Origin of the sequence: Rhodobacter maris, from assembly GCF_900217815.1 — a bacterium.
GTDB classification, from domain to species: Bacteria; Pseudomonadota; Alphaproteobacteria; order Rhodobacterales; family Rhodobacteraceae; genus Rhodobacter; species Rhodobacter maris.
This window is the reverse complement of record NZ_OBMT01000004.1, coordinates 19,968-32,972: the sequence shown is the minus strand read 5'-3', so window position 1 is coordinate 32,972 and position 13,005 is coordinate 19,968. Positions and strand designations below refer to the sequence as shown.

General features: G+C 63.9%; 10 protein-coding genes. 2 read left to right on the top strand and 8 right to left on the bottom strand.

Going from position 1 to position 13,005, the window contains the following annotated elements; all coding sequences use genetic code 11:
• Positions 1 to 109: 109 nt before the first annotated feature.
• A complete protein-coding gene (gene carA, locus CRO22_RS07925) occupies positions 110 to 1,270 on the bottom strand; it encodes a glutamine-hydrolyzing carbamoyl-phosphate synthase small subunit (RefSeq protein ID WP_097069611.1) in 1,161 nt (386 codons plus the stop codon).
• A 169-nt stretch (positions 1,271 to 1,439) separates the two neighbouring features.
• Between carA and CRO22_RS07920 the strand changes: the two genes are divergently transcribed.
• On the top strand, positions 1,440 to 1,892 hold the full coding sequence (locus CRO22_RS07920; protein WP_097069610.1) for a GatB/YqeY domain-containing protein: 453 nt from the start codon (positions 1,440 to 1,442) through the stop codon (positions 1,890 to 1,892).
• Positions 1,893 to 2,054: 162 nt separating this feature from the next.
• On the opposite strand, the gene CRO22_RS07915 is transcribed toward CRO22_RS07920, so the two are convergent.
• Together CRO22_RS07915 and lipB are read right to left on the bottom strand one after the other, a co-directional pair.
• The gene (locus CRO22_RS07915; RefSeq protein WP_097069609.1) at positions 2,055 to 2,468 is read right to left on the bottom strand and encodes a c-type cytochrome; all 414 of its coding nucleotides are present in this window, start codon (positions 2,466 to 2,468) and stop codon (positions 2,055 to 2,057) included.
• A gap of 113 nt (positions 2,469 to 2,581) precedes the next feature.
• On the bottom strand, positions 2,582 to 3,295 hold the full coding sequence (lipB, locus tag CRO22_RS07910; protein ID WP_281254746.1) for a lipoyl(octanoyl) transferase LipB: 714 nt from the start codon (positions 3,293 to 3,295) through the stop codon (positions 2,582 to 2,584).
• A 141-nt stretch (positions 3,296 to 3,436) separates the two neighbouring features.
• Between lipB and CRO22_RS07905 the strand changes: the two genes are divergently transcribed.
• Positions 3,437 to 5,218, top strand: coding sequence for a peptidoglycan-binding domain-containing protein (locus CRO22_RS07905; RefSeq protein WP_097069607.1), 1,782 nt, complete (start codon positions 3,437 to 3,439; stop codon positions 5,216 to 5,218).
• Between the two features lie 258 nt (positions 5,219 to 5,476).
• Here the strand turns inward: CRO22_RS07905 and CRO22_RS07900 are convergent, their stop codons facing one another.
• From CRO22_RS07900 to CRO22_RS07880, 5 genes are all read right to left on the bottom strand, one after another.
• Complete coding sequence (locus CRO22_RS07900) at positions 5,477 to 6,427, bottom strand: ABC transporter permease (RefSeq protein ID WP_097069606.1); 951 nt, start codon at positions 6,425 to 6,427, stop codon at positions 5,477 to 5,479.
• 12 nt (positions 6,428 to 6,439) lie between these two features.
• Entirely contained in the window at positions 6,440 to 7,705 is a 1,266-nt protein-coding gene (locus CRO22_RS07895; RefSeq protein ID WP_097069605.1) for an ABC transporter permease, read from the bottom strand.
• A 90-nt stretch (positions 7,706 to 7,795) separates the two neighbouring features.
• Entirely contained in the window at positions 7,796 to 8,869 is a 1,074-nt protein-coding gene (locus CRO22_RS07890; RefSeq protein ID WP_097069604.1) for an ABC transporter substrate-binding protein, read from the bottom strand.
• A 184-nt stretch (positions 8,870 to 9,053) separates the two neighbouring features.
• Positions 9,054 to 10,157 (bottom strand): ABC transporter ATP-binding protein, encoded by a 1,104-nt coding sequence (locus CRO22_RS07885; protein WP_097069603.1) that lies wholly within the window; start codon positions 10,155 to 10,157, stop codon positions 9,054 to 9,056.
• A gap of 95 nt (positions 10,158 to 10,252) precedes the next feature.
• Positions 10,253 to 12,967, bottom strand: coding sequence for a Hint domain-containing protein (locus CRO22_RS07880; protein WP_097069602.1), 2,715 nt, complete (start codon positions 12,965 to 12,967; stop codon positions 10,253 to 10,255).
• Between the last annotated feature and the right edge of the window lie 38 nt (positions 12,968 to 13,005).

The following is a 13,005-nucleotide window of genomic DNA, read 5'->3' as shown; positions in this document are numbered from 1 at the left end:
ACCAAAGATCGTCGCCCTATCCTTTCGGAGGGGCGGCGACGATTTCGGGTGTTTTCGCGAAATCTTCAGCTATTTCAACGCGCCGCAGTCTGGCGCGTTGAAACCGGTTTCAGCGGCGCGCGGCCATGGCGGCGGCGAAACGTTCGAAGAGATAGTAGCTGTCTTGTGGTCCGGGGCTCGCCTCGGGGTGATATTGCACCGAAAATACCGGGCGATTCTCAAGCGCGATGCCACAATTGGACCCATCGAACAGGCTCACATGGGTCTCGGTAACGCCTTTGGGCAGGGTTTGCGCATCGACGGCAAAACCGTGGTTCATCGAGGTGATCTCGACCTTGCCGGTGGTGATGTCCTTCACCGGATGGTTCGCGCCATGGTGGCCGTGGTTCATCTTGATCGTCTTCGCACCAAGCGCGAGCGCGAGCATCTGGTGACCAAGGCAGATCCCGAACACCGGGAGTTCGGTTTCCAGCACGCCCTGGATCATCGGCACCGCATATTCCCCCGTCGCCGCCGGATCGCCCGGTCCGTTCGAGAGGAACACGCCCTCCGGTTTGAGCGCGAGCACCTCTTCCGCCGTCGCGGTGGCGGGCAGCACGGTCACGTCACAGCCCGCCGAGGCGAGGCAGCGCAGGATGTTGCGTTTTGCGCCATAGTCGATGGCGACGACTTTGAAACCGGGTTCCGAGCGTTTGGTATAGCCATCGGGCCAGGCCCAGCGTTGCTCGTCCCAGTGGTAGCTTTGCGCGCAGGTGACATCCTTGGCGAGGTCAAGGCCCACAAGCCCTTTCCACTCGCGCGCCTTCCTCACCAGCGCCTCGATGTCGAAGACGCCGTCGGGGTTGTGTGCCATCGCCACATGCGGCGCGCCCTGTTGGCGGATCGCCCGGGTGAGCCGGCGCGTGTCGATGCCGCCAACCCCGATCCGGCCGCGTTTTTCCAGCCAGCCAACGAGGTTTTCCGCCGCGCGCCAGTTCGAGGGCTCGGTCGGATCCCATTTCACCACCAGCCCGGCGGCGACCGGCTCGGCGGTCTCGTCATCCTCCGGGGTCACGCCCACGTTGCCGACATGGGGGAAGGTGAAGGTGACGACCTGCCCGGCGTAAGAGGGGTCGGTCATGATCTCCTGATAGCCGGTCATTGCGGTGTTGAAGACGAGCTCCGCCACCGTTTCGCCGGTGGCACCGAAACCGCGCCCGTAGAACAACTGCCCGTCTGCGGTGGCGATCAGCGCGGTGGGTTTTTCCGACGGCTGGTGGCTGATGGGCATGGCGCGACTCCCCGGGGCAAAATCCGGCCGAACCTACGGGGCGCGGCGGGGGGCGTCAAGGCTTTTGGATAAATGATGAAATTCAATGAAATCAGTATTTTGCCGCAGTTGTGCGGGGCGGCGCTTCGGGCTAGAGTGGTGTCAAGAGCACTCAGGGATAGGCAGGGGCATGCGCGAAAAGCTGGCATCGGCGCTGAAAGAGGCGATGAAAGCCAAGGAGGCGGCGCGGCTTTCGACGCTGCGCCTGATCAATGCGGCGATCAAGGATCGCGAGATCGCGCTGCGCGGTGCGGGTGATGGCGCCACAGTGGGCGATGCGGAGATTCTCGCGATTCTGGGCAAGATGGTGAAGCAGCGTCAGGAATCGGCGCGCGCCTATGAGGAGGGCGGGCGGCTTGAGCTCGCCGAAAAGGAACTCGCCGAGGTGGCGGTGATCGAGGAATTCCTGCCACGCCAGCTCACGCCCGAAGAGGTAGAGGCGGCGGTTTCAGCGGCGATCGAGAAGCTTGGCGCGGAGTCGATCCGCGACATGGGCCGAGTGATGGCAGAGCTCAAGGCCGCCCATACCGGGCAGATGGATTTCGGTGCGGTCGGGCCGATGGTGAAAGCGCGGCTGAGCTGAAGCCCGCTTCCAGTCGGTCGAGGAGGGGGCGACTCTCCCGCGGCTGTTTCACATCGTCAAAAGGGTGCGGTCGGGGCCGCTCCGGCGCAACGGTCTCCTTTCGGACAGCAAAAGGCCCGGTCGGCAAGCGACCGGGCCTCTTTTGCGCCGAGGCGCAGGATCTTATTGCGCGACCGAGGCGAGATAGGCCGCGACGTCTTCGCCGCCCTTGGCGAGTTTGAACGCCATGCCGGTCTTGGCTTTCTTGTCGTCGAGCTTGGCCTTGAGGAATTTCCCCGGATCTTTCACGTATTCCGCGATTTCGTCTTCGCTCCAAGCAAAGCCGGTCTGGCCGAGCGCGACGATCGAGTCTTTGTAGGCGAAGTCCGGATAGGTGCCCGCGGTGCGGCCGACCACGCCGTAGAGGTTTGGGCCGACCTTGGCGCCTTTCACGATCTCGGTCCCGTCGGGGGCGATGATCGAGTGGCAGGCCTTGCATTTCGAGAATTCTTTCTCGCCCTTGGCGGCATCGCCCCCGGCGAGCGCGGGCGTGGCCAGAACGAACGCGGCGAGGGTGGCGTAGAGGCTGATCTTCATCGCTGGATCCTTGGTCTGTTTGATGCTTTGTTGCCCGGCTCCGCCGGGATCACCAGGCAGTCTTGGTGCCCACCCATCCCAATACCACAGGGCAAATGGTCGCGCATCTCCCATTATGACCTGTTGGTGACTATATCCTTGGGTTGGCCCGAAGGCTGCAAGGCGCCGAGCGTCGTTTCGAACCGCGCCTCGAGGGCGAGATCGAGGTCTTCCATCTGCACCGGCAGGCCGAGATCGACGAGCGAGGTCACCCCATGCTCGCGGATGCCGCAAGGAATGATGCCGGAGAAATGGCTCAGATCGGGGTCGACATTGATCGAGAGACCGTGAAAGCTGACCCAGCGGCGCAGTTTGACGCCGATCGCGGCGATCTTGTCTTCGCGGATATGCCCATCGGGGCCGATCCCCTTTTCGGGGCGGCTCACCCAGACACCGACGCGCCCCTCGCGGATCTCGCCCCTCACGTTGAACTCTGCGAGCGCCGCGATCACCCAGGTTTCCAGCGCCTGCACGAAGCGACGCACATCGCGGCCGCGCCGGTTCAGATCGAGCATCACATAGACCACCCGCTGGCCCGGCCCGTGATAGGTATATTGTCCGCCGCGCCCGGCGGCATAAACCGGAAAGCGGTCGGGTTCGACCAGATCCTCGCGCCGCGCCGAGGTTCCCGCGGTGTAAAGCGTCGGATGTTCCAGAAACCACAGGGCCTCGTCGGCGGTGCCCGCGGCAATCGCCGCGACGCGCGCCTCCATGACGGCGAGCGCTTCCGGATAGGGCACGGGGGTTTCGGAGCGGATCCATTCGGGCATGGGCGTTTTCCTTTGCATCCGACCTAAAAGAACAAATCGCTTGCCTCAAGCCCGATTCTTGCGAGAAACTCACGCAGGTTTGATCTGCGTCGGGTGCAGCGTCGGGGAGTGTGGCCTCCCTCCGCAACACCGCCCCGGGGCCAAGATTTGGAGAGAGTCATGAAAACCCGTCACTTGCTCACAAGTTTTCTCGCCCTGAGCGTTGGGATCACCGGCAGCACGCCGGTGCTTGCTGGTGGCGGCGATGTCGTCGGCGGCCTGATCGGCGGGATGATCGGCGCCGCCATCATCAACGAAGCGAACCGCAGCCACCAGCCGCGCACGACGGTGCGCCGGTCGACCTCTTCGGTTTCCTCGGCGACCCGCGAGCGGAACCGCGAAGTGCAGAACTCGCTCAATTACTTCGGCTATCCGGTGGGCACGCCCGATGGTGTTCTGGGTTCCAAATCGCGCGCCGCGATCTCGCAATATCAGGCGCTGCTCGGCTATCCGGCGACCGGCCAGCTCACCGAGATGGAGCGCAACATTCTCGTGACCGCCTATAACCGCGCCCAGCTTGGCGGGCCGCAGGTGCAAAACATCATCTCGACGAGCCCGCAGGGGATCCGGGGCATGCTGCTGGCACAGCGTGACCAGATGATCGGCGGCGGGCCGGGCACGGCGCCCGCGGGCTATGCGGGGGGCACGATCGGCGGGTTGCCGCCCGAGGTCTCGGAGGCGGTGTTCGAGATTGCGCGCAACACCAATGTCGAGCCGATGCAACTGATGCAGCGCGCGGGCTTCGTGCAGCTTGCCGACATGAATGCGGACGGTCGGACAGACTACATGATCGATACCTCGGTCACCGGCTCAGGCTTCTGGTGCAACGGCCCGGCCTGCACGGTGCGGGTGTTCGCCTCGACACCGCAGGGCTATCAGCGCAACGATTTCCAGCTCGCCAATGCGACGCCGGCCTCCTTCTCCTGCTCGCACGGGCTGTGCGAAGTGAAGCAGGATGGTGCGATGATGGCCGCAACGCCGGCGCCGCTTCCGATGCCCACCGCGCCGCTGCCGCCAACAGTGATGGCGGCGCAACCGGCCGCGCCGGCGCCGGCGACCGCGCTGCCCAGTTTCGGCGCTGCAATCGTGCCGCCGAAGGTGACTTTGACGAGCTATTGCGCGGGTGTGAGCGCGAAGACCGGATCTTTCGGCGGGCCGCAGACGGTGGCCATGCTCTCTGATCCGGGGCAGGCGCTCGGCGAGCAGTTCTGTGCCGTCTCCGCCGCGGCCAAGGCCGATGGCGAGGCAATCGGCAAGCAGATCCAGGGCTTCACGCCCGAGCAGATCGCCACGCAATGCCGCGGCTTCGGCGCTGCGCTGAAGGATCAGGTGGCGCTGCTGACGACCACGCCGCGCGACGACATGATCGCCTCGATCCAGGGCTGGATCGCGCAATCGGGGATGTCGCAAGATCAGCTCGTCTCGACCTCGAAAGTCTGCCTGTCGATGGGCTACGGGCTGGACGAGCCGGAAGTGGCGATTGCTTCGGCGCTGGTGCTGACCGGGGCCGGGCAGATGGTCTATGCCGAAATGCTGGGGCACCACCTGACCTCGGGCGTTGGCCTTGAGGCGCATCCCGATCTGGCGCTCGACTGGTATGATCTGAGCGGCAACGCGCTCTCTGTCGGCCAGACGCCGGTGTTCCTGCCCGAGCAGGCGGACCGCGCCGGGCTGATCAAGAAGGCCTCGATGGCGCTCAACGGCCGTGCGAGCCTGGTGCCGATGCTGCCGGTGCCGGTGGCGGCCCCGAGCGCAACCGCACCTGCGATCCCGGCCTCCGCATCGGCGGCGACCGTCTCGACGCAATCGGCTCCGGGCGGGCTTGCGGGCCTCGCCGGGCTGGCGGCGGGGGCGGCCAACATGGTCGCCACCGGCGCGGCGCAACTGCCGACCCAGCCCTGAAGAACAGGCCAGAACACTCTTCAAAGGGGCGCTCCAGCGCCCCTTTTGCATGGCGTGGGGGCGCGGCGAAGTTTTGACGCGGTGCGATGGCTCTTCGCCGGTCACGCGCGGGATGCTTCGGGCATACTGCGGCAGGTTTGCGCCGAAGCGGGAGCGCTGATCATAGGGAACAGGGGCAAGGCTGAGGTGCCGCCGCCGACAAATGAAAAGAGGGGGCTGGCGCCCCCTCTTGCGTTTCTTTTGGGCCGTGCCGTCCGATCAGCTCGGGGTCATGCCGCGGAGCCGTTCCGAGCGGCGGCGCAGCAGTTCAAGCACGGTCAGCATTGAGATCGACAGCAACACGAGGAGCGTCGCCACGGCGAGGATCGCAGGCGAGATCTGCTCGCGAATGCCGTTCCACATCTGCCGCGGGATCGTTTGCTGGGTGTGGTCGGCGATGAACAGCACCGCCACCACCTCGTCAAACGAAGTGACAAAAGCGAAGAGCCCGCCCGAGATCACGCCCGGCATGATCAGCGGCATCACCACCCGGAAGAAGGCCGTGCGCGGGTTCGCGCCGAGCGAGGCGGCGGCGCGCACGAGCGATTGATCAAAGCCCGAGAGCGTCGCGGTGACGGTGATGATCACGAAGGGGATGCCAAGCGCGGCATGCGCGAGGATGATCCCCGCATAGGTGCCCGCGAGGCGCCCCCATTCGAAGCCATCCGGGCCGACGTTCGGCACCCATTTGCCGGAGTAGAAGAAGAACATGCCCGTCGCCGAGATGATGATCGGCACGATCATCGGCGAGATCAGCACGGCGGTGATCTGTTTGCGGAACGGCATCTCGGGCCGGGTGAGGCCAAGCGCCGCCACCGTGCCGAGCCCGGCCGAGAGCACCGTGGCGCAAACGCCGATGATCACCGAGTTTTTCGCCACCTGCATCCAGGTCGCATTGTGCCAGAAATCGAGCCAGAAGGCCATGTTGCGTGGGGCATCGGGCTCGGCCATGCCGAAGGTGATCAGCTTGTCATACCAGCGCAGCGAGTATCCTTCGGGGTCGAAGGTCAGCATCTTGTCGGTGAAGGTGAAATAGGGCTCGGCGTTGAAGCTCAAAGGAATGATGATGATGATCGGCGCGATCAGGAACACGAAGATCAGCGCGCAGAGCACCAGATAGGCATAATGCCAGAGCTTTTCGAGCGGGCTTGCATAGACGGGTAGGGCCATCGGTTCGTCCTCTCAGCCGAGCTTCATCTTGTCGATGCCGACGAGCTTGTCGTAGATCCAGAAGAAGATCAGCACGACAACAAGGAGCTGTGCGGCAAGGGCGGCCGCAAGCGACCAGTTGAGCGATTTCTGCATGTGGAAGGCGATCATGTTGGAGATCATTTGGCCATCCGCACCGCCGACGAGGGCCGGGGTGATGTAATAGCCCATCGCCAGAATGAACACCAAAAGCCCCCCCGCGCCGACGCCCGGCAGCGTTTGCGGCAGGTAGACCCGGCGGAACGCCGTCCATGAGGTGGCGCCAAGCGAGCGGGCGGCCCGCACATAGGAGGGCGGGATCGTCTTCATCACCGAGTAAAGCGGCAGGATCGTGAACGGCAAAAGGATATGCGTCATCGCGATGATCGTGCCCATCTCGTTGTAGATCATCTGAATACGCCCATCCTCGCCGATCACCCCGAGCCAGACGAAGACATCGTTGAGCACCCCCTGGCTTTGCAACAGCACCATCCAGGAGGTGGTGCGCACCAGAAGCGAGGTCCAGAACGGCAAGAGCACGAAGATCATCAGCAGCATTGCCTTGCGCATCGGCAGGGTGGCGAGCAGATGCGCGATCGGGAAACCGAGCAGCAGGCAAAGCGCTGTGATCTCGATCGAGAGCATGAGCGTGCGCCCCATCAGTTTCTTGTAGACCTGCTGATCTTTGGGAACGGCGGTGATTGCGCCGGTTTCGTCGCGCGTCATGTCATTGGCGGCGAGATAGAAATCGATCGTGAACGGGTTCGCGGCCGAGCGCAACGCGCGCCAGACATTCGGGTTGCCCCAGTCCTTGTCGAGCGCGATGAAGGCCTCTTTGTAAGGCGGCTCCAGCTTCTCTGCCTTGCGTGCCGCACCGGTGAAAAGCGAGCGTGTGCCGGAGATGTCGTAGTTGATCCGGGTGCCCGCTTCGCCGGCGGTTTTTTGTTCGCGCATCAGGATCAGGTCCGATCGGAGCGCGGCATAGGCGCTTTCGTCGATCTCCGACCCCTTGGGGTGCTCATCGAACCATTGCACCAGCGCAGGCGCATTCTTCGAGAACCCGTCATTGTAGATGGATTTGAACAGCATCTGGCCGATCGGCACGATGAAGCTGATCAGGATAAACAGAAAGAGCGGCGCAACAAGCATCAGCGCACGGCGGCGGCGCACCGCGAGCGAGGCGGCGAGCGCAGCCTTGAGCGGGCGGCCATCGGCAGTGGTCAGCGGCCCGGAGGGAGTAGGGAGAGTTGCGTCGGTCATTCGGTTCCCCGGTCAATAGGAATACCGCCGCCGCAGGGGATGCGGCGGGGAGATCGGGCGGGGTTGCCCCCGCCCGCGGTGGTCAGACGATCAGCTCGCCAGCCAGGCGTTGAACTTCTCGTTCAGTTCGGTGTCGTGATCCGCCCAGAAGGTCGGATCGGTCCAGATCGGCGACATCATGTTTGCCGGGTTGGTCGGCATGTAGGGCGCCATCTCGGTCTTGCCGTCCTGATAGAGGCCGACAAGCGCGTTCGACGATTTGCGGGCCGGACCGTAGGAGATCCATTTCGCCTGATCGGCAAGGCGCTGGGTGTCTGTGGAGAAGGCGAGGAACTTCATCGCATCTTCCTTGTGCGGCGCGTCTTTCGGGATCACCCAGAGGTCGTAATCCATGTACGAGCCGTCCCAGACGGTGCCGAAAGGTTTGCCCTCGGCAACTTCGGCGGCGAAGAAGCGGCCGTTATAGCCGTTCGTCATCACCACCTCGCCATCGGCAAGAAGTTGCGGCGGTTGCGCGCCGGCTTCCCACCAGACGATGTCGCCCTTGATCGTGTCGAGTTTGGCGAGCGCGCGTTTCACGCCTTCGTCGGTGCCCAGCACGTCATAGATTTCTTCGGGAGCCACGCCATCGGCATAGAGCGCGAGTTCCATCGTGCGCTTGGCCGATTTCAGCAGGCCGCGTTTGCCCGGATATTTGGCGGTGTCGAAGAAATCGCCAACCGTGGTGGGCGGGGTGTCGCCGACCTTGGTCTTGTCATAGGCGATCACGGTCGCCCAGACGATGTTCGCCACGGCGCAATCCTGAATCGCGCCCGGCACGAAGTCTTCGGTCGCGGGGGTGCCATCGGGGGCGGGGGGCAGGATCGACGGGTCGATCTCGGCCAGCAGGCCCTCGTCGCACATCTTGATCGCGTCGGAGAGTTCCACGTCGGCGAGGTCGATCGAAACGTTGCCGGCTTCGGCCTGCGCCTTCACCGGGGCGGCGGGGTTGTCGGCGTCGATCGAGTTGATCTTGATGCCGGTCATTTCGGTGAAGGGCTTGTGATAGGCCTCGACCTGGCTGACGGTATAGGCGCCACCCCAGGACACCACGTTGAGCTCTTGCGCTTGCGCGGCAAAGCCCGTGGCGACCAGAGCGGTGCTCAGGACCAGAAGTTTCTTCATTTGGTTACTCCCTTGTTGATTGCGGGTCTTCGTGATGCTTGCGGATGTGCCCCCGCTTTGCATCTTGTCTGCTGTCGTCTTGTGCACACCGGTTGACCCTTCTCCGTCAGGGTCCGCCGGTGTCGGCAGCTCTTCGGCCCCTTGTGCCGCGCCGGCCCGACCGGCGGCGGCCCGGGCCGCATCTTCACATCGGATCGAGCGCGCGCGCATCCGCCGGGTGCCAGCCGATCTTCAGCCGCTCGCCGGGCTTGAGCTTGGTCTGACCAATGGTGTTGCGCGATTTCATCACGAAATCGGTGGTCCCGGCAACCCGCATCCGGGTGCGGAAAATGTCGCCCATGTAGATCACCTCAAGCACTTCGGCCTCGATCATATGGGCGCCCGGCGGCATCATCTCGGGCTTGAACTCGACCCGTTCGGGGCGGATCGAGACCAGCGTCTGCTGGCCCTTGTGGCGAATGTTGACGGGCGTGGCGTCGATCATCTCCCCGGTTTCGAGCCGCACGAGGCATTTCTCGTCGTCAAGTTCCTCGACCGTGCCGGGCAGCTTGTTGTTCTCGCCGATGAATTGCGCCACGAAGCTGTTTTTCGGGCGTTCGTAAAGCTCGTCGGGGGGCGCCAGCTGCTGGATCCGACCGTCGTTAAACACCGCAACGCGGTCCGACATCGTCAGCGCTTCGCCCTGATCATGCGTCACATAGACAACGGTGATCCCGAGCGTCTCATGCAAGTGCTTGATTTCGAACTGCATATGTTCGCGCAGCTGCTTGTCGAGCGCGCCGAGCGGTTCGTCCATCAAAACGAGGCTCGGGTCAAACACCAGCGCACGGGCAAGCGCGATCCGTTGCTGCTGGCCGCCCGAAAGCTGGGCCGGGCGACGGTTGGCAAATTTGCCCATCTGCACCATGTCGAGCGCGCGCATCACCTTGGCCTCGCGCTCGGCCTTGCCCATGCCCCGCACCTCAAGCGGGAAGGCGAGGTTCTCGCCCACCGTCATATGCGGAAAAAGCGCGTAATTCTGGAACACCATGCCAATGCCGCGCTTGTGCGGCGGCATTTCGTTGATGTTGGTGCCATCGAGCAGGATGCGCCCGTTCGTCGCCGTCTCGAACCCCGCCAGCATCATCAGGCAGGTGGTCTTGCCCGAGCCCGAGGGGCCGAGCATGGTCAGAAATTCGCCCTTGGCGATCGACAGATTGAGATCTTTGACGACGAGGGTTTCGCCGTCATAGCTCTTCTGGACATGGTCGAAGACGACGAAGCCTTCGTCGGTCGGTACAGCAGTCAATGCGGGCTCCCCGTGATTTTTCTGGTTCGTTTGCTCCCGTGCGGCAACTAAAACAGTGCCTTTGCGAGATTTCAACCGTCATTTCCGACAGGGTGTCACAGAGTTGATGCCTGCCCGGACGAGGCTTGGAAACCGTCCGAATGCGGCTTCTCGCGGGCAAGGAGCGACCAGTTCGAACATGCCGCACGATCAATTTCTCGGCGCCTTAAAAACGGCGCTGCGGGCTGCGAGTAGCAGGCTGCGACACTGGCGCCGCCCCAGAGCACCTGTGCGAGCTGCGGGCGAGCGCGAATCAACCGTGTCCTTGAAGCCGGATCGAGCCCCGCCAGCCCCTGTCGCCCGGGCCAGAAGCTTTCCACCCAGAGCCCCGCCACCGAGATCAGCGCATGGCGAGGCAAAAGCAAATGATGATAGCGCAGCCCGGCCTCCTGCCGCGCCAGCCCGTGCAGGATCCGCGCCCCGCCCCAGCCTGTTGCCGCCATATGCCCCGCCCGCGCGAGCGCGCCGCCGCGCGCGGGCACATGCACGGCATGGAGCGCCGAAAGTCGCACCGGTGCGGCATTGCCGAGCCGCCCCGCGCCGATTTCCACCGGCAGAAGCCGCGGATCGGCCGCCATCTCCGCCGCGGTGACCGCGCGCGCCCCGGTCCAGAGCACCGGTTCGGCTGCCCCCGAGGCGGTGATCACCAGATCGCCCGGAACAAGTTGCTCCACCGCCACCGGGCCGCGCGGCGTTGCCACCGGGCTCCCCGCGACGAGGCAGGGAATGCCCATGGCGTGGAGCATCGGCGCCGTGTTCACGCTGGTCTTCGAGACACCGATGAGAGTGACCGAGGTGCCATCGGGGAAGAACAGCACGGCATTGCCCTGCTCGTCGCTGTCGACCGTGACATCCCAGACGTTGACGGGATTGCCTTCTGCATCTTTCAGGCCGCTGACATCGAACTGGTCGGTGGTCAGCCCCGACACCATCGTCATGTCGAAATCGGTGACGGTATCGGCGCCGTCGCCATCCGACATCACATAGGTGTCCGCCCCGGTGCCGCCCGTCAGCGTATCCGCGCCGGTGCCGCCCGCGAGCGTATCATCGCCCAGATCGCCGGTGATCACATCGTTATCGGCACCGCCGCTGATGCTGTCGGCCCCGTCGCCCCCGGTGATCGTGTCGTTTCCGGCCTCGCCATAGATCAGGTCGTCGCCGATCCCGCCGAGGATCGAATCTGCGCCATCGCCGCCCCAGAGCGTATCGGCGCCCTCGTTCCCCCAGAGCGTATCGGCCCCGGCTCCGCCATAGACAAGGTCATCTCCCGCCTCGGCATGGAGCTGGTCATCGCCCTCACCGCCCAGGATCGTATCCGAGCCGCCGCCGGTGAACACCGTGTCATTGCCCGCGCCTGCATCGACGTAGTTGGTGTAGGTTTCGGCCAGAACGCCGGACTTGTCGTCGATGGAATCATTGCCGTCGCCGCCATAGACAGTGTCATTGCCGAAGCCCGAGAAGATCGTGTCATCGCCCGCTCCGCCGAGGATGCAGTCGTCCCCCGAGCCGCCGATGATGCTGTCATTGCCCGCCTGACCGTCGAGTGTCAGCCCCGAGCCATCGGCAGAGGCATTGATCGTATCGCCGAAGGCAGTGCCGTAGATGCCCTCGATATTGTCGAAAGTAACCGTGCTGGTGCCATCGGTGGCGGTGCCGTCTTCCCAGTCGGTGAAGGTGACCGAGACGCCGCTGACCGTGTCATAGCTGAAATCGAGCGTATCGAGATCAACGCCCCCGGCGGTGGTCGTCGAGCCGCCATAGACCGTATCAGAGCCCCAACCGTTTTCGAAATAGAACCGGTCGGCATCGGCTTCGCCATAAAGCACATCGTTGCCGGTGTTGCCGGCGAGGTAATCGGCACCATCGCCGCCATGGATCGTGTCGTTGCCGTCGCCGCCCAGAATGATGTCCGTGCCGGTGCCGCCGTCGATGCTGTCAGCTCCCGCGCCGCCCTCGATCCAGTCGCAGCCCGCCCCGCCCAGCAGCGTGTCGTTGCCATCCTCGCCGTAGATGTTGTCATTGTCGGCGCCGCCATCGACATAATCGTTGCCCGATCCGGCAAAGATCGTGTCATTCCCCGCATCGCCATAAAGCGTGTCGTTGTAAACGTATCCGGTCGAGCCTGCGTAATCGTCGATGTAATCGTTGCCGTCGCCGCCATGCACGGAATCGCCGCCGGTGCCGAACTGGATCGAGTCATTGCCGGTGCCGCCGTCGATCGTGTCCGATCCGGCGCCTGTGGTGATCGTGTCGTTTCCCGCGCCGCCCGTGATCGAATCTGCGTAATCACCTCCGGTGACGGTATTGGCCAGGTCAGGGTCATACGTGGTCGAGGCGAGCGCGGTATAGAGCGGCCCCGTCGTGACGTCGTTGATTGCGGTAACATGATACGTGACGCCCGGCACCAGCGGCGCCGAGGTGACGGTTCCGACAACGACGCCGTTGACCTCAAGCGTGTAAAGCGTGATCGAGGAGCCGTCGGGCGCGGTGAAGACCGCCGAGTCCTCGATATAGACCTGCCCCGAATGGATCAGCGTACCCGAGGAATCATAGACGTTGATCGTCTGGTTGCCGTCGTTGCCATGTTCGTTGTTGAGGTTGTCACCGGAAAGGTTGGTGTCGTCCGGGTCAGTAAATGTGTAGCTGGTGGCATCTGTCGAGGCGTCCCAGGTTGGATCGAGCATGAAGTTCGACCCCACCGAGAGGGTGCTGCCGCCCTCGGCGATGATCAGATCCGATCCGCTAAAGCCCTGGATCGTCCAGGTCGTCATTCTTGCCCCCGGCTCATCGCCTCAATCTCTCATCGATG